This is a genomic window from Kordia sp. (genome assembly GCF_050633145.1).
In the GTDB taxonomy this organism is placed as follows: Bacteria; Bacteroidota; Bacteroidia; order Flavobacteriales; family Flavobacteriaceae; genus Kordia.
This window is the reverse complement of sequence record NZ_JBOEFY010000018.1, coordinates 57,673-83,176: the sequence shown is the minus strand read 5'-3', so window position 1 is coordinate 83,176 and position 25,504 is coordinate 57,673. Positions and strand designations below refer to the sequence as shown.

Sequence of the window (25,504 nt, the reverse complement as noted above, 5' to 3'; positions counted from 1 at the left end):
CCCTATTGATGTTACGGTTTTATGCTTATTTTGAATAAATATTGAAGATAAAGCTAACAATCATTAGTAAAAGGAGTAAACTATTGCCAATCCTTTTATTTTCAATATTTTCTAGAAGATTTGCCATAAAAATAGCTAATGGAAATAGTAGCAAAAGCTCTGTATTATACGTGCTATTCTTAGCAAATAACACGTATGTAATCCCTATAAAAAAAAGCAATTTACTAAGTAAAAAAGATAGTTTTTTTTGAGAAGAATACGTTTTGTATTTTAGAAAAAATATTACAAAATTTATGCTAAAAAGCAAAGTAATGAGTGTATGTAGCGCAATTCTGCTATAATTTGTCACAGAATAGTCGATTTTTACATCAAACTGAAATAGTTGATTTATAAGAATGCTTTGCTTCGTACAATATAAATATACAATATACATACCTACAACAGCGATTAAACTAATTATTGGTACAAACCAATTTCTATAATCATTCGATACATACATTAAAATTCCAATGTATATGACAACAAAATAGACTATAATCCATGAATCAAACAATAAAGCTAGACTTATAAATAAGGATGCATCAAATATTTTTTGTTTTACACTCCGTAAAGATCCTAAAGTAATGATTCGTCTAAAAGCAAAAAGTATCAATAAGTGTATGCAAACAATTTTTAAATTTTCGAAAATTGAAGGAAACAATCCTATAAAAATAGTTGCAAATAAGAGCACAAAATCGTTTTGCTGCGTTAAATCGTTCTTCTTTACGATGAAATTCATCACTAATAATGAAAATAATAGTAATAATAGGACAGGAACTTGCAATAACAACACATCAAAATTAAGCTCCTTATCCTTTGAAAATAAGTATATTACAAAATACACAAGAAGAATTCCTGAGCAAAGAATAAAATTTATTGGTTTTGATTTACCAAAAACGCTTGTTATCATTTGAGGTTTTTATATTTTTGTACTGTAAATATAATATGATTTATCGATGAAAAGTCTATTTGAAGGAATTGCATACTTATTTGAAGAAATATTATTCATACCATTTAACGGAATGCGTGAAATGGAATTAGAGAGTTGGACATTAGCCAACACATTAAATTGGATTTTTATGTTAATTGCTGCTGCTGCAATGGTATATTGGGTTAAGCAATTGAAAAAATTTGATGACAACAATGAAGAACGCAAAGATGTAACTTCGCATACTTATTTATAAGTCGAAACCAATATCTTTTCTATAATACATCTTATCAAAATGTAACTTGTTTATATTTTGATAAGATTTTTTTATGGCTTCTTCGTAGGTTGCTGCCTGTGAAGTTATCGCTATAACTCTTCCTCCATTCGTAACTACTTTTTCTCCGTCTAGTTTTGTCCCAGCATGAAATACTATAGAATCTTTAATAGTTTCTATACCTGTAATTTCTTTTCCTTTTTCATACGCTTCAGGATATCCGCCAGAAACTACCATAATTGTAGTTGCCGCTTCTTCTTTGATCTGTATAGCTACATTATTTAAAGTTTGCTTGCCAACAGCTTCAAATAAGTCAACCAAGTCATTTTCCAATCGTGGAATTACAACTTCTGTCTCTGGGTCGCCCATACGAACATTATATTCTATCACAAATGGATCATTTCCAACTTTGATCAATCCAATAAAGACAAAACCTTTATATGGCAAGTTATCTTTTTGAAAACCATCAATAGTAGGTTTGATGATGCGTGTTTCTACTTTTTCAATAAATTCAGCATCTGCAAATGGTACTGGCGATATTGCGCCCATTCCACCTGTATTTAACCCTGTGTCTCCTTCTCCAATTCGTTTGTAGTCTTTTGCCGTTGGAAGCGTTACATAGTTTTTCCCGTCTGTTAAGACAAAACAACTTAACTCTATTCCATCTAAGAATTCTTCAATAACAACTTTCGTGCTGGCATCACCAAATTTGGCATCGACCAACATTTCACGTAATGCGTCTTGTGCTTCTTTTAAATCACTGATGATTAATACGCCTTTTCCAGCGGCCAAACCATCTGCTTTTAGTACATACGGTGATTTTAGTGTCGTTAAAAATTCGCAACCAGCTTCTACAGTATCTTTGGTAAAACTTTCATATGCGGCAGTTGGAATGTTGTGACGCATCATGAATTTTTTGGCAAATTCTTTACTTCCTTCTAACTCGGCAGCTTCTTTTTGTGGACCAATTACATGAATTCCTTTCAAGGCTTCATCATTCAAAAAGTAATCGTGAATTCCGTTTACTAATGGATCTTCTGGTCCTACCACAACCATTTCAATGTTATTTTCGATTGAAAACTTTCCAATCGCTTCAAAATCATTTACACTCATGGCAACATTTTCAGCAATTGCAGCTGTTCCAGCATTTCCTGGCGCTACAAATAAGTTGCTTACGCGTGGGCTTTGCGCTAGTTTCCATGCAAATGTGTGTTCTCTTCCTCCTGATCCTAAAACAAGAATGTTCATAGTTGTGTTGTTTGTTGTGGTTTTATAAAGAAATGTTCTATTAAAAATCGAATTAAATATAGACCCGATTTGAAAGCCCCAAATTTAAGTGCCTTTCTGTAAATAGCATAATTGTATTTTAATAAATTTAGTTTATTGGACGAAATTGAATTTTCGCGCACACGATATCGTGCTAACGGTTCTTCCAAACTGTATGCATAACCTACTTTTTTTATAAGTGTAAGCCATAATGCCCAATCTTGACGTTTGCGTATGTTTGGCATGTACACTTTACCGAGTTGCTCCGCATTGTAAATTCCCGTAAGGTTTCCGACATAATTACTTTTAAGCATTTTGGAGAAGTTTACTTTTGGCAAAGCTTTGATCATTTTTCCGAGCGATTTTCCCTGTTCGTCCATCAATTCGTAACTCGTAAAACTTACTGCAATGTTTTTTTCTTGCATGAATGCGATTTGTTTTGTGAGCTTTTCAGGCTTCCACAAATCGTCTGCGTCTAAGAATGCTATATAGCTTCCAGCAGCATTTTCAATAGCTGTATTTCGTGCGATGGCTGCTCCAGAGTTGGTTTCCAGTACATGAACTTTGATACGATCGTCTAAAGCGGCATATTTTTTAAGAATGGCAACAGTTGCATCTGAAGAAGCATCATCTACAATAACCATTTCCCAATTGGTATAGGTTTGCGCGCGTACAGAGTCAATAGTTTCCGAAATAAATGCTTCGGTATTGTACGTTGGTGTAATGACAGAAACTAACGGTTTATGCATGATTAGTATGCCTTTTTTTCTCCTTTAACGATGTTTGCAATTGTTTCAAAGATAATTTTTATGTCTAAGAATAATGACCAGTTTTCAATATAAAAAATATCATATTTAATACGGTTTATGATGTCTTCATCATTTTTTATTTCGCCTCGATATCCTTTTACTTGTGCCAAACCAGAGATTCCCGGTTTTACGCTGTGGCGGAATACAAAGTTGAATTTGTCAATTTTTTTGGCATATTCTTTTGTGTACGGAATCATGTGTGGTCTTGGTCCTATTACTGACATATCGCCTTTGAGTACATTGAAAAATTGCGGTAATTCGTCAATACTTGTTTTTCTAATAAAACGACCAATGCGCGTTACACGAGAATCTTGTTGTGTAACATGTTCGTACTTGGAATCGTTGTTATGCGCGAGCGATCTAAATTTGTAACAGGTAAATTCTTTGTAATTAATTCCATTACGTACATGTCTGTAAAAAACAGGTCCTTTTGATTCTAACTTAATTAATATCGCCATTAGCGGAATAAACCAAGAAAGCACACATATAATGATGATTAAAGAAAATACAATATCAAATCCACGTTTTATAAATCGGTTTATATTATTGTTTAACGCTGTCTCTTGAATAGATAATACAGGTAAATAATTGTAATAATCCGTTTTAAGTCGTTTGGTAATCAGCTTTTTTGTATTTGGAATGAACTTAATATTGATCATGTTTAAACTGGCATATTTTACATAATCATTCACGTGTTTTTCCGAAACCTCATCAATAGCACAGTAAATTTCATCAATTCCTGTCTCTTTTTCTATAAAGTCAAAACTTTCTTCAATGGTTCCTGTAACAACATCGTTTTTGTTATCGCTAAAAATCCCTAAGAGTTTATAACCAAGATCTTTGTTGTTTCTAAATAAGCGTTCTAATTCTTGCGCGCCCGCACTAAAACCAATGATGATGACTCTACGTATGTTTCCATCTAAAACGGAACGGTATTTTTTTAGTCCATAATATCCAATTATTTTACCCAAACCGATAATTCCGAAACTAAGCATCAAGTATTTAAACGTTACAAATGCAGAAACATTGATACTTCTAAAAATTCCGATAAACGCATACATAATCAACGTATACGCAAATAGTTGTTTGATAACTAAGGATAAAATATGTGGCACCGACGTAAATCGATATACGTTATAAAATTTTAAAAAGAATGATGATAATGGCCAAAATATAATCGTGTAGATGATGAATAATAAGTGTTTATTATTCCAAAAACTCGATTCAAAAAAGTATAGGTCTTGATCGTTAAAGTCAAAAAAGAAGAAGACAAGAATATTAATGACGCACAAGTCGAATACCATAAAAAATGGTCGCAAGAGCCATGAATATCTTCCTTTTACATGCATGGGCTACATTCTTGTATAGGTTGAAAAATCTTTGTGTTCTTTTTTGAATAATTCACTTTCTGGTAGTGATTTGAAATATTCATACGTGCGTCGCATTCCTTCGCTACGATCTACTTTTGGTTCCCAATTAAGTATTTCTTTTGCTTTACGGATATCTGGTTTTCGCTGTAGCGGATCGTCTACTGGTAATTCTTTGTAAATTACTTTTTGCGTAGTTCCTGTTAGCTTAATGATTTCTTCGGCAAATTCACCAATAGTAATTTCATGCGGATTTCCAATGTTTATTGGTTCTACATAATCACTCATTAATAACCTAAAAATTCCTTCTACTTGATCGGTTATATAACAAAACGATCTCGTTTGTGATCCATCACCAAAAACAGTTAAATCTTCACCGCGCAATGCTTGTCCTATAAATGCAGGAATTACACGTCCGTCATTCAGTCGCATTCTTGGTCCATAGGTATTAAAAATACGCACAATACGTGTTTCAAGTCCGTGAAAACGATGATATGCCATTGTGATAGATTCTTGGAATCGTTTGGCTTCATCATACACACCACGTGGACCAATAGTGTTTACATTTCCGTAGTATTCTTCATGCTGCGGATGCACTAATGGATCGCCATATACTTCTGATGTAGAAGCAATCAAAATACGTGCGTTTTTTTCTTTGGCTAAGCCTAATAAATTATGTGTTCCAAGCGAACCTACTTTTAAGGTTTGAATCGGAATTTTAAGATAATCTATTGGACTTGCTGGTGACGCAAAATGCAAAATATAGTCTAGTTTTCCAGGCACGTGTACAAATTTTGTAACATCGTGGTGGTAAAACTGAAATTCTTTAAGATGAAATAAATGCTCAATGTTACGAATATCTCCCGTAATAAGATTGTCCATTCCAATAACGTGATATCCTTCATTAATGAAGCGATCACATAAATGTGAACCTAAGAATCCTGCGGCTCCCGTAATTAGAATTCGTTTCATAGCATTGGTTAGTTTAGGTATTATAATACGTTTTTGCGTCCAATAGAAAAATAGGCAAATCCTTCTCTTTCCATTTCTGCTACGTCATATAAGTTTCTACCGTCAAAAATGATCGGTTGGTTTAGGTTTTCTCTTAGTTTTTTGAAGTTTGGTGTTCTAAATATGCTCCATTCTGTACAGATAATTAATGCATCTGCATTTTCAATAGCACCATACATACTGGTTGCATATTCTAGTTTATCACCTAGTTTCTTTTTAACGTTTTCCATTGCTTCTGGATCAAATGCTTTCAATTTTGCTCCTTTGGCTAATAATTCGTCAATTATATATAATGATGGTGCTTCACGAATATCGTCGGTTTCAGGCTTAAATGCCAATCCCCAAAGCGCAATCGTTTTTCCAGATAAATCGTCTCCTAAATGATTTAAGACTTTTGGAATTAACGCAGTTTTTTGCTTGTCATTTACATTGATAACCGCATCTAATATTTGGAAATTGTATTGGTTGTCTTTTCCAGATTTATGCAATGCTTTTACATCTTTTGGAAAACATGATCCGCCATAACCAATTCCTGGAAATAAGAAACGTTTTCCAATACGAGAATCTGTTCCCATTCCAATACGAACTTTATCAACGTCTGCGCCAACTTTTTCACAGAAGTTCGCAATCTCGTTCATAAAAGTAATTTTTGCTGCTAAGAATGAGTTTGAAGCGTATTTTGTAAGTTCTGCGGACTTTTCATCCATGATTAAAATCGGATTCCCTGAACGTACAAATGGTTTGTACAAACGTTCCATGAGTTTTGTAGCTCTTTCTGAACTTGAACCTATAACAATACGTTCTGGTTTCATGAAATCATCTACAGCAAATCCTTCACGTAAAAATTCTGGATTTGAAACTACATCAAATTCAACCTTTGCGTGTTCTGCAATTACAGCGGTAACTTTTTCGGCAGTTCCAACTGGCACAGTACTTTTATCAACAATAACACGGTATTCTGTCATGAGTTTACCTATGTTTTCAGCTACACCTACTACATACGATAAATCTGCAGAGCCATCTTCATCTTCTGGAGTTGGCAATGCTAAAAATATAATTTGTCCGTGATTCAACCCATCTTCGAGTGAAGTGGTAAATTTTAAACGACCTGCGTTTATGTTTCTATCAAAAAGTATGTCTAAATGAGGTTCATAAATAGGAACTTCACCATTTTGCATTCGGGTTACTTTGCTTTCGTCAATATCAACACAAAGTACATCATTTCCTGTTTCAGCTAGGCACGTTCCTGTAACTAGTCCTACATATCCTGTTCCAACAACAGTTATTTTCATGCGTTATTTTTTATTGCTTATGAGTTCTATTTTTGCTTGCAACTAAAACTCTTAATTTGATATTTTATTTCTCAATTTATTCCTTAGGATACTTTTTTGTCTGTTAATTTTTTGACTTTAGTATCTTTTCCTTTTTTGTCTAATTCTTCATAGGAAGAATTCATACTTTTATATTCAGGAACCAATGCTTTCATTCGTTTTACAACTTCTACTTTGTCAAATAACGAAGCAGAATCTATCAACTCAGCGACATTGTTATTTATTTCTTGATAATCATACATTTCCGCACGTGCAATCATAATTTTTTCGTTGTACGTTGGCAATGTTGTTGATTTATCGTTTAGTAATTCTTCGTATAATTTTTCACCAGGACGCAATCCAATGATTTTAATATCAATGTCTTTGTTTGGTATAAACCCTGCTAATTTGATAATTTTCTTAGCCAAATCGATAATTTTCACGGCTTCTCCCATATCAAATATATAGATTTCACCACCATTCCCCATGGCACCAGCTTCTAGAACTAGTTGACAAGCTTCTGGAATGGTCATAAAGTATCGAATGATATCTGGATGCGTAATTGTTAATGGACCACCTTCTGCTATTTGACGTTTGAATAATGGTACTACAGAACCGTTGGAACCTAGTACGTTTCCAAAACGTGTAGTTACATAGTTTGTCACATAACGATTGTCATTTTTGAAGGCTTCTTGTAAAGTTTGCACATAGATTTCAGCAATTCGCTTGGAAGCTCCCATCACATTACTTGGATTTACCGCTTTGTCGGTAGAAACCAATACAAATTTATCTGTTTGGAATTTTAAGGCTGTATCTGCCACATTTTTAGTCCCCATCACATTGACAAAAATTGCTTGTGAAGGATTGTCTTCCATTAACGGTACATGTTTGTACGCTGCCGCATGATAGACTACTTGTGGTTTGTAGAGTTCAAATATGTTTTCTAGTTTTTCTTTGTCGCGCACATCTGCAATGACAGCTTCAAAATCTAGATCTGGAAAGTTGGCTCTAATTTCCATTTGTATTTGATACAATGGAGTTTCGGCCTGATCGACAATGATGAGTTTTTGCGGATTGTAGTTGGCAACTTGTCGTGCAATTTCACTACCAATAGAACCTGCTCCACCAGTAACTAAAATTCTACGATCATATAATTCTTTCGCAATTAACTTATTATTTAGAACAATAGGTTCTCTTTCTAGTAAGTCTTCAATTTGTACATTTTGAATTTGCTGCGCCAAGTTTACATTTTCCTTGTCTTCCATATCGGAAACAATTGGCGCTCTAAATACTTTTATATTATTTTCTAAGCATTCATCTACAATTTTGATACGTTCTTCTTGCGTAATGGATTTATCTGCTAAAATAATAGCATTAGCTCCATGCGCTCGCAAGATTACAGCAAGTTTTCTTTTGAGGTGAATGATTGGTAATCCTAGGATTTCTTTACTTTGATTTTTTCCTTTTTTATCGATGAAACCAATGAGCTTATAACGAATAGGACGTTCTACTTTGAGTGCATTTGAAATGGCAATAGCATTTGAATCGATTCCGTAAATCATTACGTTAATTTGATCGTCTTTGGCAGCATGATCAAAGTAGGCTTCAAACACTTGTTTTACCAAGACTCGAAACAACAATAGTGATGAAAACGACATGGCAAAGTAGATAAACAATCTAGGAATTAGAAATAAATTGCTTCCTCTAAACATTAGGTGTGAAGAGTTTACAATTAATAACGTAATTAAGGTTGCCAAGGAAGCTAGGAAAAATTTAATCGCATCAATAAATGTTGAGTGACGAATTAATCCTGCATACGTTCTAAAGAATATAAAGAATAATAAGTTTGTAATAAGAATTAATCCAGAAGTTGGAGAAATCCCAAAGAATGATTGTGACGATACATTCGGATCATTAATATTAATGTTGTTGATAATGACGCTTGTCAAAATCACAGCAATGCAACAAATAAACATGTCAAAGCATAAAATAAGCCATCTAGGTAGATATCCTATATTCTTAAAATCAATGCGTTTTTTGCTCGATTTAAAGACTTGTTTTATTGCCTCTTTTATGTTTCTCGAATTCAATACCTTCATTTCTCAAAAAAACAGATTCGTTGTTTAACAGTACAAATTACTTAATTTATTTGTTTCTATGCTAGAAAAGCAGCTATAACTTGTGTAATACGTTCTTTTTCTTGTGCAGTTAGGTTAGATCCAGACGGTAAACACAATCCTGTATTGAATAAGTTTTCACTAACATTTGTCCCGTAATACGGGTATTTTTCAAATATTGGCTGCAAATGCATTGGTTTCCATAATGGTCTGGATTCTATATTGTCTTCCCATAATGCCAATCGTAAGTCTTCACGTGAAAATTTTGCTACACTTTCATCAACAGTGATACAACTTAACCAATGATTTGAAAAGTAGTCTTCATTTGGTTCTTCAAATACTGTTACACCTTCTACATCTTTGAAAATATTTTTGTAGAATGCTTGCATGCTTCTTCGAAGTTCAATGTGTTTTGCCAAAACTTCCATTTGTCCTCTTCCAATTCCTGCCACAATATTACTCATTCGGTAATTATACCCAATTTGAGAATGTTGATAATGTGGAGCATCATCTCTTGCTTGTGTCGCTAAAAATATTGCTTGTTTTTTGGCTTCTTCGTTGTTACACACAATAGCGCCACCACCTGAAGTTGTAATGATTTTATTTCCATTGAATGATAATGCGGCGTATTCACCAAAAGTTCCACAATTTTTTCCTTTGTAAGTTGAACCTAATGATTCTGCTGCATCTTCTATAATTGCAATTTCATATTTGTTAGCAATAGCTACAATTTCATCAATTTTTGCAGGCATTCCATATAAATGCACAGGAATGATTGCTTTTGGTTTTTTTCCATTGGCAATTCTATCTTTAATTGCTGCTTCTAAATGATTTGGACACATGTTCCATGTATCTGACTCACTATCAACAAATACAGGAATTGCTCCTTGATATAGAATCGGATTCGCGGAAGCGGAAAAAGTCATACTCTGACAAATAACTTCATCACCAGCTGTAACACCGGCCAAAATTAAACCTAAGTGAATTGCAGCAGTTCCTGACGCCAAAGCCCCAACTTCTTTTTCTGTATTTAAAAATTGCTTTAAATCATCTTCAAAACCTGTTACATTTGGTCCTAATGGAGCAATCCAATTGGTGTCAAATGCTTCATGAATGTATTTTAATTCGTTTCCGCCCATGTGCGGAGATGAAAGCCAAATTCTTGAGTTCATAGTTATTCGTTATTGTACTTTTTTATTTTCCCTGGATTTCCTACTACGACTGCAAAGTCAGGAACATCTTTTATGATAACTGCACCTGCACCAATAGTTGCCCATTTGCCTATTTTTATATTTGGTATGACAATGGCGCCTGCACCAATATGTGTTCCTTCTCCAATACTTACATTTCCTGTAATGGTTGCGTTTGGAGAAATGTGTGCAAAGTCATCTATGTTGCAATCGTGTTCTATTATTGCTGCTGTATTTATGATAACATGTTTTCCTATGTTAGCATCTGCGTTGATGTTAACTCCATTCATAACAACTGTTCCTTCTGCTATTTTTGCCGTGGGAGAAATAGTTGCTGTTTTATGAATGAGCCTGGTAAAGTCATTTTTTATTTTTTGACTGATGACTTTACGGATTCTATTGTTTCCTATACTTATTAAAAATTTATTTCCTGCGTATGTTGCCATTTCTGCCGACGTCACAATTGGAATTTCATGTAGAAACTCACTTTTTGGATTGTCGTCAATGAAAGCTTCAATCACAATGTTTGTGCTTGTTGCAACATCTTTGACCACTTTTCCGTGTCCGCTTGCGCCAAATAGACAAATGTTACTCATGTCTTCTAAATTTTACTAAGTTGTTTAATCTTTCGTATTGATTCTAAACAATCAGACTAGTTTTTGTACTGTTTTTAATAGTATTTTCAAATCTACTAAAAAACTTCTAGTGTGATAGTAGTATAAATTCATTTTAATTTTATCTGGGTAAATTACTTCGTCGTTGTATTGTTTGGGATGTTCTTTTGAAGCTAATAATTGTTCTTCGTTTATATATTTTAACGCAGCTTCAGAAGTAATTCCTGGTTTTAGTTTAAGTATTTTTCTGTTTTCTCCTTCGAGCAAATCGTAATAACCCGGTAAATCTGGTCGTGGCCCTACAAAACTCATTTCTCCAATAAAAATATTGAGAAGTTGTGGTACTTCGTCAATTTTTGTTTTTCGTAAAAAAGCACCCCATTTTGAGATTTTTCTTCGGTCAGCAAATAACGTTTTGTATTTATACATTGTAAACGATTTGCCGTGTTGGCCAATTCTTGTTTGTAAAAATATACCGTTTGAGCCTATTGCTATTGTTGTAATAAACCACAATATGCACATAGGCACTAATAGGATGACTAGTAATGTAAAAGAAAGTACTATATCAAAAATACGTTTTCCGATCATTACGAATCTTTTGAGTTTTGTTTTTTATGAGAAAGCACAGCGCCATGCAGAACATAACGCTATTTTAGATACTTTTTATATGTTTGGAGTTGTTTTGTACTGTTGATTCCTACTATTGTTGATAGTAGTGTTTTATGGTTTTCTACAAATTGCAAACTACTGATGATTTCAGCGTCAATATCTGTTGATTTTTCAATGAGTTTCCCAGCAAATAAAGGGCGTATCGCAATAAATGGAATTGTATTCGCAAATTCTTGGTATTCCAATTCTTCTTTATTTAAGTAGGTAACTAATCCGTCTACTTGATCAAATTCTAGTACTTTCTTTGCAAAGTTTACAGAGTATGGAAAGCTAAAGCAAGTTTTTATTTTGCCTTTCTTTTTTAAGTCTTCAATACTAGCCACAATTTCTTCCTGCTGATCTTCCAAAGTTTGTAAACGATCTGCATCATTTATAGGTTGCGACCTTACTAACCATTGCAACACGTCAATACTGTCTATGTGCAAGGCTTTTAATTGATTGTCTACTCTTTCTTCTAATATTTTAGCAGAGAAAGCATCGTCTTTAAAGTGTGGAGAAGATAATTTTACAATATGCTTAATTTCTTTTCCTTTCCCAGATTTCTCCAATGCTTTTGAATACAGCTCATATGAACTGTATTCAAAAGAAGAATGGTGTGTATTGATTCCTATTTCAAGGCCTTCATTGATAATATCAACAACCTGATTAACGGTTAGTTGCTTATCATGAAAACGCATGGTACCAAGCGTAAGTTTGCTTAGGTTTAGTGTTTGTTTTATTCTTTCCACTTAAATCCTGTTTTCCATATAAAACGGTCGTTTGTCTTTTTTACATCGTACGAAGTTCGTCCGTGCAATACAAGTTCATCCCACCATAATACCGCTTCTCCTGGATTTAGTACTACTTGTTCTATCATGTGTGAATGTGCCACATAGTTTTGTAGAAAGTCAAAGAACTCCTTGTTTAATGCTTTGTTTTCCTCAGTTTCAGCTTTGTCTACACAATAGTAATTGTAGTTAAAGTGAATTAACCCATCTTCTTTTATGTCGATGATTTTTTCGGTACGCTCTTCTCCAGCTTTTTTGTAACGTACAGGTGTAGATTTTAGTTTTGCTAGTAATTCAGGAGCATTTTCCTCCATGTATTCTATAAGTACAGGACCATCAATGAACGTTGTAGCTCCACCTTTTATAGCTTTATTGATGCTATAAAATAACATAATGTCCGCAGGATCTTCAATGTATGATTCGTCTGTATGTAATGGTTGTGCGTTTTTACTGTGTCGGTATGCAGAAAGATCTGGAATGTCTGCATCGTAACGAATTTCCAACCATTTTTCATGTGTTTGAGCGCCTGCATTTTTAAAGTCCTCTCCAATATTGACAGGTATTCCTATTTCGTCAGTAAGGACTTCATAAAATGCACGAAGGTCTCCTAAGTACCACTCAGGAACTACTTTCACAACCTTGTTGTTCTTTAAAACTTCCTTTACTGCTTTTGCAGCCTCTACAGGATCATTTGTTCTTAATTTAACATCAGTTATAAACTCCATAATTTTTTGATTTAATTTATACTTCTAATTAACATGAAAGCTTCAGCTGCATTTTTTCCAACTGTTGCTCCTCTAAATTTGGCTAGTGCATCAATGGCAACTAATGAACGAGAATGAGGAAATTCTTTTAATTGGCTTTCAAATTTACGCATTGCCTCTATTTTAAGCTCAATATAATCTGAGATATCTTCAAAAACATTTGGGATAAAGGCATCATCACCAAAAGGTGCGCCCCATTCTGTCTCTGATAAGGTTTCGTAACAGTAAATATGTTGTACTGAACAATTGTTTACTGGTTTTATAGCTACTAAAGAAGATTCAAATACCATTCTGTGGTCTTTGTGAAGATCTCCTCTGTGTGGCAAATACACTGTTTCTGGTTGGTATGTTTTTACAATTTCAGCTACTGCATTCGATATTTTATACGAAGGCGTTTGGTCAAGTATTGGTGCTGGAAAGTCAAAAAATATAGTTTCTGAGACTCCAAGAAATTCGTGTGCTATTTTAGCTTCGTTACGTATTACTTGTACTTCAGCATCTGCATAAAGTTCTTCGGCTCCTTTTGTTACTACCAAAACTTTCACCTCATCACCATTTGCTATGTGCTTAGCTATGACTCCTCCACATCCTAATATTTCATCATCTGCATGAGGTGCTATTACTAGAATTTTCATCTGTTTATTTTTTTTTAATTTCTGAATATTCAAAAAATTTGAATACATTATTCACATTATATTATTTTTTGAATAAAGTGTTCATGAATCTTTGATTTCAGGAACTCACATGATTTTTGATTGTTTTTTGTGCGAATTTAAAAATAATCAAAATTCATGTTCGTTTCATTTTAATTTATTTTTTAATTGTTGTATTTCCTTTTTTAGTTTGAAAAGTTCTAAGTCTATATAGTATCCTAGTTTTTGTCCAACTTTTAGTTTTTCTTCTAATTGATTTCCTCTAAAATCAAATAATTCGTATTCGGTTAGCCACAATAATCCTTCTCCAGTTTGCACTAATGCGTCACCATTTTCATTTACATCAAGAATTCTTCCTGTGACTCCTGTAATTTTTAGATTTTTTTCGGGTCTTGCTTTCCAAATAAGCACGCGTATATTTTCTTTAAAAGAGAATGCTCCTGGATGCGGTCTTGAAGAAGCTCTGATGAGTCTGTATATTTCTATAGCTGGTGCATCCCAACTTATACAACCGTCATTTGGCGCTCTTCTTCCGTAATAGTTTGCTATTTCATCATTTTGAGGAACTGCTTTGATGATTCCTTGTTTTAGTTGTGGCAACCAATTGTCTAATGCTTTGTGTATAGCATCAATCATTTTTAGCTCAAAATCTTCTGCATAATCATCTTCGCCAATGTCAAATAATTGTTGTGCTAAAATTGGACCACTATCTACTCCATCATCAATTAAAAAGAAATTAGCTCCAGCTTGTTTTTCATTTAAGATAGACCAAGCTATTGGTGCTCTTCCTCTTCCTCTTGGTAAGCTTGTTGGATGAAACCCAACAACTCCATGTGTGGCACTATTGATAAGATCATCACCTATGAGTTGCGAAAGCCCTACTACAAATAGTAAATCTGGTTTCCAGCTTTTTACTTGTTCAACGATATGTTCGTCGTTTATTTTTACAAATGGTTTGTAATCTAATTGATTTTCAAGAGCAATTGGTTTTAGGAGTGTGTATGCGCTTACATTTTTGAGAGAAGCTGGTTCATATCCTAATACACCTACAATATCCATTTGATGCTCAACAAGCTTTTTTAGTGTTGTTAGCGTGGAAGATACTGCTCCTGCGATTACAATTCTCATCAGTTTTATTTTTTAAATTTTTCTTCTCCTAGAAGCACTACTGCAAAAGTCTTAAAAATGATTTTAATATCGTTGATGAAACTGATATTTTCAACGTATTTTTTATCAAAAACCCATCTTTCTTTCCAAGGTAAGTGAATGTTTCCGTTTACTTGAGAAAGCCCTGTTAAACCAGGTCGTACTTTTAATCTATGTAATGCGTCTTCGTTAAAGTGTTCCTCTACCGCTGGCAATACAGGTCTTGGTCCTACGATAGACATGTCTCCTTTAATAACATTTATGATTTGTGCCAGCTCGTCTATTTTGAATCTTCTTATGAAGCTTCCTATTTTTGTAACGTTTTTATCGTTTTTGTAGACTTGCTTGTTTACAGAGAAGCCTTTGTTTACATACATCGACCTAAACTTATGCAAGTTGAACAATTCGCCATTTTTCCCTATTCGTTCTTGAGAGTAGAATATAGATCCTTTACTGGATGTGTATATTAAAATTCCAACAATTAAAAATAAAGGCAACAATACTATTAAAGTAACCACTCCAACAATGATGTCTAGAACTCTTTTAAAATATCTTTTATACATCTATTTAAAATTCTTTTCTATTTCAGAAATATAGGTATCTGCCAGCTTATTTCTATCAAATCTTTCTTTGGCGTAAAAGTAGCCATTATCGCCCATTTTGTCAAACATATTGTCTGAATTGATGGCTTCTATTATTTTGGCTGATATATCTTTAGCATTTTCGGGTTCTACACATATTCCGCAGTTGGCTTCTTCTACTAAATCTTTCGATATTCCTTCGATAGCTAATAGGATTGGCTTTTTACATGACATGTAGTCAAATGTTTTGTTTGAGTAGATTGTTTTGAATGTATCTATTCGTTTTAATACAGATGCGCCCATGTCTGAAGAGAGAATGTATTTGAATACTTCTCTTTTGGATACAGGATCTCTGAAGATCACTTGTTCTTGTAAGTTTCTTTTTTCTACTTCGCTTTGAAGCATTTCTTTTTGCATTCCCGAACCTATGAGTTGAAATACAACATTAGTTTCTCGTAAGTATTCGGCAGCATCAACCAATTGAATGAGGTGATTTGCAACACCGTGTGCACCAACATACGTAATTACAAATTTGTCTTGCAATCCTAGTTCCTTTTTGAAAGCAGGTGCATCAAAGTCTTTCTGGATTTCTTCCGCCAAGGTAAAATCGGCTGCATTTGGAATGAATATTATTTTTTCTGCAGGAACTTTTTTGTCTTTTATTAGTTTGTCTCTAAATGCTGGTGTTAATACATTGATGAGACGTGCTTTTTTGTACATGAATTTTTCAAACCAATACGCAAATTTGATAATGATTTTGTTTTTTAAAACACCTGTATCAATAGCTGATTCTGGCCATAAATCTCTAATTTCAAATACAAACGGAATGCGTTTGAATAGATAGAGTATGTACGCCGTAATTCCAACAAATAATGGTGGAGATGTTACAAGAATAGCATCGAATTTTTTCCCTCTAGTTTTGAATAATCCTGCATAAACACTTGAAAACACGAATGAGAAATACGCCCAAAGTCTTCCTAAGAAGCTTACATTATAGCTTTCGGATACGTGACAACGAATAACATCTACATTTTCGTAAAATCCTTCGTCTTTGAATGTGTATTTACCTTTATATTTTGGATTCTTTTTTCCTGTTGTATAATGTACCATTCCTGCCAAGACCGTAATTTCATGTCCTTGTTCTGACCACATTTTTGTCATCTCATTAAATCGCGATCCTCCGCCCTCATCCTTCTCTAGAAATGCTTGATGTATTAGTAATATTCTCATCAGATATAGTTATATATTAATCTCAATTGATGTTTTCATTGTTTTACGCTTTGTTGTAAATGTGATACGAAGCGATTTTTCTTTAATCCCATAGTAACCAGAAAACCATTTTTCTTCTATTAAAGGTTCTAATTGATTTCCTTGATCGTCTTTGGTGCTAATTTTTACTTTATCAAAATGTTCAGGGTTTATATGCCAGTATTGATATAGAGAATGTTCTTTTTTGTTTTGAACTGTATCTTCTATTTCCCAACGATTTTCGGTCGCTGTTTTTGTTATTTTTCTTTGATGTACAATGTTATTTCCAAGTTGTGCAAATGCTTTTATACTTCCATCAAATTCATAAGAAGTTGCTGTTTTTTTTAGATGTGCCTTTGCTGTTTTTACCCAGTAATACCAGATAAACCGGCTTCCTTTTAGCATTTGATCTGCTTTTCCAACACTTACTGTGTTATGCCCTTCACAACCATTAAAATACGCTATATCTTTTGTGTCAGAATTGTATTTGTACGAACCATTATCTCTTAGGTAATTGATTCCATTGACCCAAATATCAACATGTAAGTTGTCTGACTGAAAAGGTCTGTCTTTGTACTTTCCGCATCTTACAAATGTTTTTGTGTTTCCATCTTGAATGATATAGTATCCACTTTTTTCGTAAGCGTTTAGTGTGTCTGGCTGTTTGTATTCTTTTATTTCTGGTTGTACTCCATACCAATGCGCACTTTCAGATTCGTTATACGTATATCCGTTTAAAACTGCTCTTAAATCGTCTAGTTGAGAAGAGTAAATTCTGTAATCGTCATTGGTAAGCTTAAAAAATAACGCACCATCATTAGAGCCATAATTTGGAAGTTTTCCGCTTACAGGATCCATACAGGAATCTAGGAAGTCAAGTGATTTTTGCGCTCTTTCATATACTTTAGAATCAAACTTTTCACCATTGAGTTTTGAGAGTTGTATTCCCCAAGTAAGCAGTTGCACTACTACTCTGTGATAGTTCATTGAAAATTGCAAGAAGGTACCATCTTCATACACTTGATATTTAATTTCCTGCTCAAACCATTTTTTTCCTTTTTTACTCCACTTGTCTACGTTTGGAAAAAAAGGAAATAGTTTTGCTGATAGATACAACATCAATGTTTCAGTAATAGCATGATTGTTTCTCACAGTAATTCTTGAAAAGTGAATGTTGTGATATACATGATGCACTTGCCAATATATGGTATGCATTATTTTATCGAATAATGCATCTGTTAGATTTGGTGAATCTTTGTAATAGTATAAGGCAAACGTCCAATTGAGCGTTCGTAAACTTATTTCCTGACTGCATTTATAGTTTGGACCTTGATTGATTGGGTTTTTGTCTATAAAGCTTTCTATTTCACTAAAAATAAACGCCGATTTATCTTCATTATAATGATAATCGTACCGAATAATATCGTATATATAAGAGAATCTTGCTTTTTCCCATACATATTTTATGTCTCCAGCTTCTTTTGATAAATCTTGTATTTCCGACCAATGCTTATTGATGTTATATCGATATTCTGTAGAAGGATTTACAAGCCAATTATAATTTTTCCCAATGTTTATTTTTGATTTATTGAAAAAAGTAAACATTCCTTTTTCGATCTCCTGAAAAGTTTCTGCTAAAGCTTCCTTTCTTTGTTTGGGAAGATTTTTAATGTTTTTTCCATAAAAAAAGAATGGAGGTAAATTTTCTTTCCATTCTTTTAGTGAGATTGTTTTTTTAAAAGTTGGTTCGACTGGAAATGTTTTCTTTTGCCAACCAAGTTTAGCCCTAATTGTATAGAGGATTCTAAAGAAAATATATCTTAGTCCCATGTTAGAGACAAGATTGCTTATTTTTTTTATTTTTTGAATCATACTATAAACTATTAGTGTTTTTTAATGGATTGATTTATTCAATTTCAATCCATTTACCTTCTTTTAAACTTTGTATTGCCGCAAAACTGGCTTTGGTTACATTGATTAATTCATCATAAGGAATCAACTCTACGCTTCCTTCTTTTATTTTTTCAATGATTTGTCCAAATTGCGCTTTGTGCCCTTTGTCTAATTTTGTTTTTAGTTTAGAGAATCCTTTGGTTCCATATCCTCTCGTTTTAATGAAATTGTCCATGATAAGTGTTTTCTCTTGCGAGAACACTTCCAAACGTTCTTTAGAATATGATTTAGATCCATTTGCAAAGTAGTTTACAACTCCTGTAGATCCGTTTTCTAGCTTTACCAAGATCGAAGCATTATCTGTGTTTTCTTGAGGATTTTCTCCTAAAGCATTCATACAAACTGCTTTTATTTTACTTCCCGTAAGGAATACGATCAAGTCTAAATAATGGCATGCTTCTCCTATGATTCTTCCACCTCCAATTTTCATGTCATGTACCCAAACTTCTGGTGGAATTGCTCCAGCGTTCATTGTTGCAATAACATTCATTGGAGAATCTCCAACAAGTGATTTTATTTTTTGTGTATGCGGAGAGAATCTTCTGTTGAAACCAATCATTAAGGTTCCTTTGTTTTTGCTATACGATTCTTGAATTGCTGCTAATTCTTCATTGTTTAGCGCTAACGGTTTTTCTACAAATACATGTTTTCCTTTGTCTAGTGCTTTGATGACCATATCTGCATGCAAATTGTGTCTTGTGGTAATCATTACCATGTCTACATCTTTGTCATCTAGCACCAAATCATAGTCCGTAGTACTTTGTGCAATATTGTGCTTTTTGGCAAGTACCGTTCCATTTACACCTCCAGAAGAGACTATATGTTTTATTTGTGCATTTTTCCCTTTTAAGGCTGGAAGCAATGTCATTTTGGTAAAGTTTCCAGCACCTACAAGTCCAATAGTTCCTGTGCCTGGTTGTAATTCTTTTTGGGTAACTACAATACTGTTTTCAGGTTTGCTATTTTCATTGTATTCGAAAAGTACAGCGATCGATTTGGATTTTCCAATGTCTCCATAAATTTTCTCAAAGTCATCTAAAGGTAAACGTTCGGAGATGAGTTCTTTTACACCTAATTTCCCTGAAGAGATTAATTGTAATACGGTTTCAAAGTTTCTTTTTTCAGTCCATCGTACAAAAGGCAATGGGTAATCTATTCCTTTAAATTCATAATCGTCATCATATCTTCCTGGTCCGTACGAGCATGATACTTGAAAACTAAGTTCTTTTTCATAGAATTCTGCTCTAGAGATATTTAATCCGATTACACCAACTAAAACAATTCTTCCTCTTTTTCTACTCATTTGAGCAGCTTGAGAAATGATTTGATTTGTTTTTGCTGATGCTGTAATTAATACACCATCGGCACCGATATTATTTGTGTTTTCTAGTACAAATTTTACAGGATCGCTTCCTTTGAGTGGATTGAAAGCCATTACACCTTTACTTTTGGCAACTTCCACTTTTTTATCATCTAAATCATACCCGATCACTTTACAACCATTGGCTATTAACATTTCGGCAGCTAATAAACCTATAAGTCCTAATCCGACAACTACAATTGTTTCACCCATTGTAGGGTTGATGAGACGAATTCCTTGCAATCCAATTGAGCCAATTACCGTAAATGCAGCTTCATCATCTGTAATATTATCAGGAATGTGTGCTACTAAGTTTTGTGGAATTGAGACAAATTCGGCGTGCTGTCCGTTAGAAGCTACTCTGTCTCCTACTTTAAAGTCAGTCACTCCTTTTCCTACGGCAATTACTTTCCCTACATTACAGTATCCTAATGGTAATGGTTGTTCTAGTTTATTAAAAACTGTTTCTAGCGTAGGCATTAATCCTTCTGCCTTTATTTTGTCTAGAACCATTTTTACTTTATCTGGTTGTTGTCTAGCTTTTTGAATAAGCGAAGCTTTTCCAAATTCAACTAACATACGCTCCGTACCTAACGATACTAAGCTTCGTGTTGTTTGTATTAAAACTTGACCTGCTTTTACTTTAGGAGAAGGCAATTCTGCTAATTCGGTTACTCCTGTTTTAAAAGACTGTAATATTTGTTTCATGATAAGGTGTCGTATTTAATTTATAGTTAGCTTTTGGTAAGTTTGAATCTTACACTGACAGCTAGATATATAATGATAAATGGTATTATTGTTATAAAATATCGAGAGAAAAACCCAAGGAATTCCGCAAAGTAAAATTGAGTAAAAAACAGAATCATGGTAAAAAAGGATGCCATTTTTACAATTAAGTAATTGGATCTGTTTAGGTGTTGTAATATGAGTCCCATGACAATGGCAATGAATATTGGAAATATGACAATTCCGACAACACCATAGTTCATTTGTAATTCTGTAAAAAAACCTGTTGTTAATGATGAATTTCTTTCTCTACCAAGCACATAACTTCCAGGATCAATAAAGTTTTTAAGTTTTGGTCCAGCTCCTAATGGTTTGCTTGGCCAAAGTTTTCTAGGAATTATGTTTGCGTAGCCTGCTAAATAGGTTTGTCCATATAATTTTTCATAGTCATTTTCAAGCATCCAAAGGATGTTTTCATGGTTTCCAAAAGCTCCGTTTAACGATTTTACTAATGGATATTTGAATTCTTTATGTCTTGATGCGTATAACGCATATCGTTCTTTTCCGATATTAAAGAAGAGTATAAATGCGACTCCTACAAGCACAAACATCAAGAAAATTCTTTTCATCTGTTTTTTGTTTGCCTTGATATTGAGCGATTTGTTATTGATAAACCATGCGCCACCAACAAGCAATAGCATGATAAATATGGAGTTTCTATTACTATTTAAAAAGTAATATAACATACTCATTCCAAAAGAGAAAATACTTAAAATAAGTGCTCTAATTCTAAGTTTTCTTGTACCTGCCATATAGTAGCAAAAAATGAATATAAAGGCTGAAACATATGTCCAATGGGCAAATAATAATTGTATTCCTTTTCCTTGTCCAAAACTAATTCGGTCTCTCAGGTATTCTGTAACTCCAACTGAAAGAATAATGGAAAGGTTTTTATATGAGAAATAAAAGCCGACTAAAAACACTAAGAAGCCAACAAAGAGCATTCGCTTTATTTCTCTGTCACTTACTTTTAAATCTTTGAATAGTTTGAAATAATCTAAATTAAATCGGGTAATGAACAGCATAAAAAGAAACTGCCCTAGCACCACTAATACTATAGAAAGTATAATGGTTATTAATGCGTATTCTGTTTGGTATCGGTAGTAGTCTTCATTTATTTGTAATAAAGGCAGTAAAAGGTGAATGATGGTAAAAAACAATAAACCCAACACAACTGGCTGAGAAAATAGTGCTCCTATTCCTTTCGCAAGTATAAAATATAGCGTAAATGCAAATACAATTACCAATAAGATACTCAGAAATATAACCATGTTTTACTTTTTATATTTTATATTCTGGTGTATCAAACTGAGGGAATTTAGATTTCACATATTTTCTAGAATCTCCCACAACTTTTCCTGGACTTCCGATGTATATGCTATAGTCTGGAATGTCTCCTCTTACTACGGTTCCTGCACCAATAATACATGCTTTCCCAATTTTGCAACCGGGCATTAATATTGTTCCTGTTCCTATGAATGAATAGTCTCCAATTTCTACGGTACTTAAGATTCCCAATGGTTTTTCTTGCGGAAGATCGAATGCTTTTGCGATGGTATGTGGAGACCAATCGTGCGTTAACACACGAATGTAGCTAGACATGGTAACTTCTTTTCCGATAGAAATTAATGAATAATCTGTGCCATCAAACCAAATCTTTGAAGAGATATAGTTTGGCTTTCCATTGAATTTCATTCCATACTTTTTGAAGAACTTAAATTGAATATTCGTTGCTCTTCTAGGACTAAAATTCCCTATCATTTTTATTAACAAAAAAGTATATGCTTTCTCTATTTTACCTGGCTTCTTCTTTTTCATTGTTTATTTTTTTAAAGAGTTGTATCAATTGATCTTCATAAAACGGCATAATTTCCGAGTATTTCTTTGCATTTTCTTTTAACTCTGATAGTTTTGAAGGATTTGCAAATAGTCCTTGTATTTCTTTTACCAATGCATCAATATCATTGTATGGAACTATAACTCCAAGCTTGTTTTCTTTTATAAATTTTGCAGATTTCACCTCTTCATTTACAATAATTCCAATTCCTGTTTTTATAGCGTCTCCCCATTTATTTGATTCTGCATATTGATTAATTTCCAATTTTGGATCATAATACGTTAATACTAAATCAGATAGGAAATAATTTGCTAATGTTTCTGCGTTCGATAATTTCCCTTTGTATAGTACATTTTTGTGTTTCGCTAGCGTTTCTGCTGCTTCACCATCTAACTTTCCAATGAGGAGTATTTTTATATCGTCGTTGTCTAATTTATTTACTAGTTGAAGCGCTTCATTCATTCCTCTACCAGCACCTAACCATCCATTAATATTGATGACAAAGTTAGCAGGTTTTTCTAAATTCTTACTTATTTCTTTCGCTTTTTCTATTTGGCTTTCACTAGGGGTATTTTTTAATACATAGAACTTTTTAGATTCAAAATCATAACGTTCAGCTCCAGGCACTACATGGAAGTCTACACCTCGTGAAGTTCTTTTTTCTAAAAACCGTATTATTTTGTCTATAATGCTTGGAAAATTGAAGATCATAGAGAAGCGATCGGCATCATCAAACACAACTTTAAACCCTTTTATTTTGGATGCCATCATTGCTGGAAAAGCACTTTCAAAACCCAAAGCCCAAACGATGTCTTTTTTACCAAATTTGAGACAGTAAAAAAATGTTTTGATGAGCCATAAGAAATAGAGTCCTTTTACTTTGCTTGTACCATAACCTCCACCTTTTAGAATGATTTTTTTCTCTATTTCAAAATCAAACCTGGTTTCTTCACGCTCTCCAGGGATTCTTTCCCAACCAACATGTTTTATATTTTTATACCCTAACGTATCATGTAAAAATAGTGTTAGTTTATATAATCTAGTTCTTTCAGATAGTGACGAAAGTGGCGCAACTATTTTAATGTTTTTCATCTTTAAAAACGTTTACTGCGTAGCTATGCGATATAATTAACCTAGAAAGCCAGTGCAATGTTGTGAGGATTGCAATAACTATGATAAGTGTGTCTACCTGTATATTACTTATTAATCCTACTAATATTAATGAGATATATGTTATGAGAACAGCCCAGTTTAAACCTGCTGTTTTGTATAAGAAAGAGTTGCTTCCAAATACACCTAAGTATAAAGAAGAAGCTGTGTATACAGTACGTATCATACAACACGCCAATACAGTTATTGCCAATGGAATGTTAACCTCATTAAAAGGTGTTCCTTTAAATTGTCCTAATAAAAAGATTCCTGCAACAAAAGATATGATTGCCATTACAACAGCAAATAATACTAGTTTTAACTGTAATGATCTGTAGTCTGCAGTTGTTACTGTTTTTCTGGCTCTTAGTTTTGGTCCAATGATAAAACCTATGAATCCGTTAGCACTTAGTATGATTGGACTGAAATATGCGAAATACATGAATAGTTCTGACGAAATGTGTTCGTTTCCATACAAGTTGATGATAAATTGCTCACCATATACTGCACTCGTCAACGTCATATTATGTAAAAAGAATGCCACTCCTGTTTTTCTGTAATCATCATACTTTAGAATTTCATCTCCAGAAGGTGCTTCTTTATAGTTTTTTATGTAAAGAAATATAAGAATTACAAAGATGAGTCCTAAACTCATTGCAAGCAGGTTTAGCATGTTTTTCTCAACTATTAAGAAAAATGCTGCTACAATGACTATTTTCCATCCGTTTGTGGCTAATTGTGCTATGGTAAACTTCTGATTTGCTCTGAAAATTCCAGATAAGAAAATCACCATTGAAAATAGGTTTAGTGTCACAAAAAATAACAATACATTTTTTAGCGGATAAAAAAACCAAACTAAAGATGTACCTATGATACTTATGAGAAGTGACTGGAAGAGGAATTTCTTTTTGATAAAGAAATGTAGTTTAGGAACTCTTACCATCACTTGGTCAAACCCTAAAATACAAAATCCTCCAAGGATAAAAATACTGGATTTATAGAACGCCCATTGGCTTACAAATTCTTGATCATAGTTTGTAGAAATGTAGATATCCAAGAAAAAAAAACTTGCCAATCCTAATCCATACAATGCCAATGAAGGCAAAATAGCTATTATTCTATTCATTTAATTCACTCACCTTTCTTTCTGCTATTTTCCTTGCTGGATTTCCAACATATATTCCGTACGGTTCTGTGTCTTTTGTAACAACTGCTCCAGAACCTATAATACTTCCTTCTCCTATGCGCTTTACTGAGGGCATAATTAAAGCATCTGCTCCAATCCAAGCATAGTCCTCAATGACAATACTAGAGTATGTAATTCCGTTTTTTTGCCAATCTTTAAACTTTCCGTTTATATCGTGATTGTGTGTAAATATTTTTGCGCCCGCCGATACCGCTACTGCATGTCCAATTTTTACACCGCCAGAATAATCTATATATACTCCTTTTCCAAGGTTTATTTTACCTGTTCCTTCAAAAGAAGCATTTTCGTTTGTATGTGCCGAAGAAATGTCAACACCACTATCTACGTATAATTTAGGAGCTCCATAATATTTTCTGTAAAAAAACCATCGAATATCCCGTAATACTGGGACTTGAAAAATTGCGACGTTTTTAATTAATAGAATTCCTATTTTTAAAATAATGCTATGCTTCAACATTT

At 33.5% G+C, this 25,504-nt stretch carries 24 protein-coding genes; 1 reads left to right on the top strand and 23 read right to left on the bottom strand.

Annotated elements, in window-relative coordinates; translation table 11 throughout:
• Positions 1-25: 25 nt before the first annotated feature.
• Positions 26-949 (bottom strand): DUF6427 family protein, encoded by a 924-nt coding sequence (locus ACRBBL_RS09370; RefSeq protein WP_431368777.1) that lies wholly within the window; start codon positions 947-949, stop codon positions 26-28.
• A 46-nt stretch (positions 950-995) separates the two neighbouring features.
• On the opposite strand from ACRBBL_RS09370, the gene ACRBBL_RS09365 reads away from it, so the two are divergent.
• On the top strand, positions 996-1,223 hold the full coding sequence (locus ACRBBL_RS09365; protein WP_431368776.1) for a DUF6341 family protein: 228 nt from the start codon (positions 996-998) through the stop codon (positions 1,221-1,223).
• Here ACRBBL_RS09365 and purD read toward each other — a convergent pair.
• From purD to ACRBBL_RS09255, 22 genes are all read right to left on the bottom strand, one after another.
• On the bottom strand, positions 1,218-2,489 hold the full coding sequence (gene purD, locus ACRBBL_RS09360) for a phosphoribosylamine--glycine ligase (RefSeq protein ID WP_431368775.1): 1,272 nt from the start codon (positions 2,487-2,489) through the stop codon (positions 1,218-1,220). The two genes, ACRBBL_RS09365 and purD, sit on opposite strands and share 6 nt — an antisense overlap.
• Positions 2,486-3,256 carry a glycosyltransferase family 2 protein gene (locus ACRBBL_RS09355; RefSeq protein ID WP_431368774.1) on the bottom strand — a complete coding sequence of 257 codons (771 nt, stop codon included), beginning with the start codon at positions 3,254-3,256 and terminating at the stop codon, positions 2,486-2,488. The genes purD and ACRBBL_RS09355 overlap by 4 nt, the downstream gene beginning before the upstream one ends.
• 2 nt (positions 3,257-3,258) lie before the next feature.
• Positions 3,259-4,665, bottom strand: a complete 1,407-nt coding sequence (locus ACRBBL_RS09350; protein ID WP_431368773.1) for an exopolysaccharide biosynthesis polyprenyl glycosylphosphotransferase — start codon at positions 4,663-4,665, stop codon at positions 3,259-3,261.
• 3 nt (positions 4,666-4,668) lie between these two features.
• Positions 4,669-5,655 (bottom strand): UDP-glucuronic acid decarboxylase family protein, encoded by a 987-nt coding sequence (locus ACRBBL_RS09345; protein WP_431368772.1) that lies wholly within the window; start codon positions 5,653-5,655, stop codon positions 4,669-4,671.
• Between the two features lie 20 nt (positions 5,656-5,675).
• The gene (locus tag ACRBBL_RS09340) at positions 5,676-6,986 is read right to left on the bottom strand and encodes a UDP-glucose dehydrogenase family protein (protein ID WP_431368771.1); all 1,311 of its coding nucleotides are present in this window, start codon (positions 6,984-6,986) and stop codon (positions 5,676-5,678) included.
• 83 nt (positions 6,987-7,069) lie between these two features.
• Positions 7,070-9,103 carry a polysaccharide biosynthesis protein gene (locus tag ACRBBL_RS09335; RefSeq protein ID WP_431368770.1) on the bottom strand — a complete coding sequence of 678 codons (2,034 nt, stop codon included), beginning with the start codon at positions 9,101-9,103 and terminating at the stop codon, positions 7,070-7,072.
• Between the two features lie 56 nt (positions 9,104-9,159).
• Positions 9,160-10,293: a DegT/DnrJ/EryC1/StrS family aminotransferase gene (locus ACRBBL_RS09330; RefSeq protein ID WP_431368769.1), complete on the bottom strand. Its 1,134-nt coding sequence runs from the start codon at positions 10,291-10,293 to the stop codon at positions 9,160-9,162.
• Positions 10,294-10,295: 2 nt separating this feature from the next.
• Positions 10,296-10,907, bottom strand: coding sequence for an acetyltransferase (locus tag ACRBBL_RS09325; protein WP_431368768.1), 612 nt, complete (start codon positions 10,905-10,907; stop codon positions 10,296-10,298).
• Positions 10,908-10,958: 51 nt separating this feature from the next.
• Positions 10,959-11,513 carry a sugar transferase gene (locus ACRBBL_RS09320; protein WP_431368767.1) on the bottom strand — a complete coding sequence of 185 codons (555 nt, stop codon included), beginning with the start codon at positions 11,511-11,513 and terminating at the stop codon, positions 10,959-10,961.
• A 59-nt stretch (positions 11,514-11,572) separates the two neighbouring features.
• Entirely contained in the window at positions 11,573-12,322 is a 750-nt protein-coding gene (locus tag ACRBBL_RS09315) for an aldo/keto reductase (RefSeq protein ID WP_431368766.1), read from the bottom strand.
• Positions 12,310-13,086, bottom strand: coding sequence for a TauD/TfdA family dioxygenase (locus tag ACRBBL_RS09310; protein WP_431368765.1), 777 nt, complete (start codon positions 13,084-13,086; stop codon positions 12,310-12,312). Before ACRBBL_RS09310 ends, ACRBBL_RS09315 begins: the two co-directional genes overlap by 13 nt.
• Positions 13,087-13,097: 11 nt before the next feature.
• Positions 13,098-13,760: a PIG-L deacetylase family protein gene (locus ACRBBL_RS09305; RefSeq protein WP_431368764.1), complete on the bottom strand. Its 663-nt coding sequence runs from the start codon at positions 13,758-13,760 to the stop codon at positions 13,098-13,100.
• Positions 13,761-13,925: 165 nt separating this feature from the next.
• Positions 13,926-14,906: a methionyl-tRNA formyltransferase gene (locus tag ACRBBL_RS09300; protein ID WP_431368763.1), complete on the bottom strand. Its 981-nt coding sequence runs from the start codon at positions 14,904-14,906 to the stop codon at positions 13,926-13,928.
• 5 nt (positions 14,907-14,911) lie between these two features.
• A complete protein-coding gene (locus ACRBBL_RS09295; protein WP_431368762.1) occupies positions 14,912-15,487 on the bottom strand; it encodes a sugar transferase in 576 nt (191 codons plus the stop codon).
• Entirely contained in the window at positions 15,488-16,735 is a 1,248-nt protein-coding gene (locus ACRBBL_RS09290; RefSeq protein ID WP_431368761.1) for a glycosyltransferase family 4 protein, read from the bottom strand. It lies immediately after the preceding gene.
• 9 nt (positions 16,736-16,744) lie between these two features.
• Entirely contained in the window at positions 16,745-18,625 is a 1,881-nt protein-coding gene (locus tag ACRBBL_RS09285; protein ID WP_431368760.1) for an alginate lyase family protein, read from the bottom strand.
• A gap of 34 nt (positions 18,626-18,659) precedes the next feature.
• Positions 18,660-20,774: a bi-domain-containing oxidoreductase gene (locus tag ACRBBL_RS09280; RefSeq protein ID WP_431368759.1), complete on the bottom strand. Its 2,115-nt coding sequence runs from the start codon at positions 20,772-20,774 to the stop codon at positions 18,660-18,662.
• Between the two features lie 26 nt (positions 20,775-20,800).
• Positions 20,801-22,123: an O-antigen polymerase gene (locus ACRBBL_RS09275; RefSeq protein WP_431368758.1), complete on the bottom strand. Its 1,323-nt coding sequence runs from the start codon at positions 22,121-22,123 to the stop codon at positions 20,801-20,803.
• A 10-nt stretch (positions 22,124-22,133) separates the two neighbouring features.
• Positions 22,134-22,670: an acyltransferase gene (locus ACRBBL_RS09270; protein ID WP_431368757.1), complete on the bottom strand. Its 537-nt coding sequence runs from the start codon at positions 22,668-22,670 to the stop codon at positions 22,134-22,136.
• Positions 22,648-23,781, bottom strand: a complete 1,134-nt coding sequence (locus ACRBBL_RS09265) for a hypothetical protein (protein WP_431368756.1) — start codon at positions 23,779-23,781, stop codon at positions 22,648-22,650. Before ACRBBL_RS09265 ends, ACRBBL_RS09270 begins: the two co-directional genes overlap by 23 nt.
• Positions 23,768-24,964: a hypothetical protein gene (locus ACRBBL_RS09260; protein WP_431368755.1), complete on the bottom strand. Its 1,197-nt coding sequence runs from the start codon at positions 24,962-24,964 to the stop codon at positions 23,768-23,770. The genes ACRBBL_RS09265 and ACRBBL_RS09260 overlap by 14 nt, the downstream gene beginning before the upstream one ends.
• The gene (locus tag ACRBBL_RS09255; protein ID WP_431368754.1) at positions 24,957-25,502 is read right to left on the bottom strand and encodes an acyltransferase; all 546 of its coding nucleotides are present in this window, start codon (positions 25,500-25,502) and stop codon (positions 24,957-24,959) included. Before ACRBBL_RS09255 ends, ACRBBL_RS09260 begins: the two co-directional genes overlap by 8 nt.
• Between the last annotated feature and the right edge of the window lie 2 nt (positions 25,503-25,504).